This is a genomic window from Acidovorax sp. KPB24-03 (assembly GCF_057546605.1).
This window is the reverse complement of record NZ_BAAJYR010000666.1, coordinates 1-1,321: the sequence shown is the minus strand read 5'-3', so window position 1 is coordinate 1,321 and position 1,321 is coordinate 1. Positions and strand designations below refer to the sequence as shown.

The window sequence follows — 1,321 nt, the reverse complement described above, 5'->3', positions numbered from 1 at the left end:
CACGTCGCGCCGCGCCGCGTCGGCCACCACGGCGAAGCCGGCGGAGCACGCCACCGGGCCAGCGGCCTCGGCCACCAGTTGCAGGGCGTAGGCCGGCGCGCGGCCCTGTCGCTCCATCTCGACATTGGCGGAGGCGAAGACCTGCAGCGGGCCGACCACATCCAGGCTCATGAAGCCGGGGTACAGCAGGCAGGCGATGCGGCGGGGGCGGGGTGGGGTCATGCGCCGCAGTGTCGCGCGGCGTGGCGGTGGCTGCAATGACAACCATCGCACAGATCCGGCCACTGTCTGCGGAGCCAGTCGGCCGCGCAGGCGCCACCGCATGGGGGTTTTCGCGGCCCAGGGAATCCCTGATGGGAAAGTGGCGGCTCCATCGCCATAATTATGTGAAATTACGCACATTGCCGCGCGATGCCGGCAGGTTGCGTTTCGTTGCCACCGCTTGCGAGGTCGATCGAGCCACTCACCGCCCCCTGCCGCCGCTTTTTTTCATGTCCTCCCTTCCCGCCACCGCGCGCGCACTCCCCCTGTCCTTGCATTCCGAGGCGGCCGAGCGCATCCGCGAGCTGATCTTTGCCGGGCAGCTGCCCCCGGGCGGGTTCGTGGACGAGATCGCGCTGTGCGACCGGCTGGCCATCTCGCGCACGCCGCTGCGCGAGGCGCTCAAGGTGCTGGTGGCCGAGGGCCTGCTGCGCCACGAGCCGCGCCGGGGCTGCTTCGTGGCCGAGGTGACCGAGCGCGACCTGGACGAGATCTTCCCCGTCATCGCCCTGCTGGAGGGCCGCGCGGCGCACGAGGCCACCCTGCGCGCCAGCGAGGCCGACCTGGCCGCGCTGGAGGTGCTGCACGAGCGCCTGCGCGAGCACGCCGCGGCCGGCCGCATCGGCGAGTACTACGCGGCCAACCACGCCATCCACGAGGCGCTCATCACGCTGGCCGACAACCGCTGGCTGGCCCAGGTGATCGGCGACCTGCGCAAGATCCTGCGGCTGGCCCGCCTGCAGCAATTGCGCGCCCCGGGGCGGCTGCAGCAGAGCCTGGCCGAGCACCTGGAGCTGTTCGATGCCATCAAGCTGCGCGCTCCCGAGGTGGCCGAGGAGGCCATGCGCACCCACCTCGTGCGCCAGCGCGCCGCGCTGCGCGACATCGCCCGCAACCCCCCTTCGAGGATCACGCCATGAATGCCACTGCGGAATGGATCACGCGCAGCGTCTCCCGCCTGCGCCCCGCTGACAAGACCACCGGATCGGCCGACGGCGCGGGCAGCGGCCCGGCCAAGGCGCCGGTGCCGCGCTCCACGCACGAGCGCCTGCAGGCCACG

At 72.1% G+C, this 1,321-nt stretch carries 1 protein-coding gene and 1 pseudogene; one reads left to right on the top strand and one right to left on the bottom strand.

Features of this window, described 5'->3' with window-relative positions; all coding sequences use genetic code 11:
- Positions 1–222, bottom strand: a pseudogene (locus AC27KI_RS25010) (GlxA family transcriptional regulator); the annotation flags it as partial.
- A gap of 269 nt (positions 223–491) precedes the next feature.
- On the opposite strand from AC27KI_RS25010, the gene AC27KI_RS25005 reads away from it, so the two are divergent.
- Positions 492–1,181, top strand: a complete 690-nt coding sequence (locus AC27KI_RS25005; RefSeq protein WP_284399171.1) for a GntR family transcriptional regulator — start codon at positions 492–494, stop codon at positions 1,179–1,181.
- Positions 1,182–1,321: the final 140 nt, after the last annotated feature.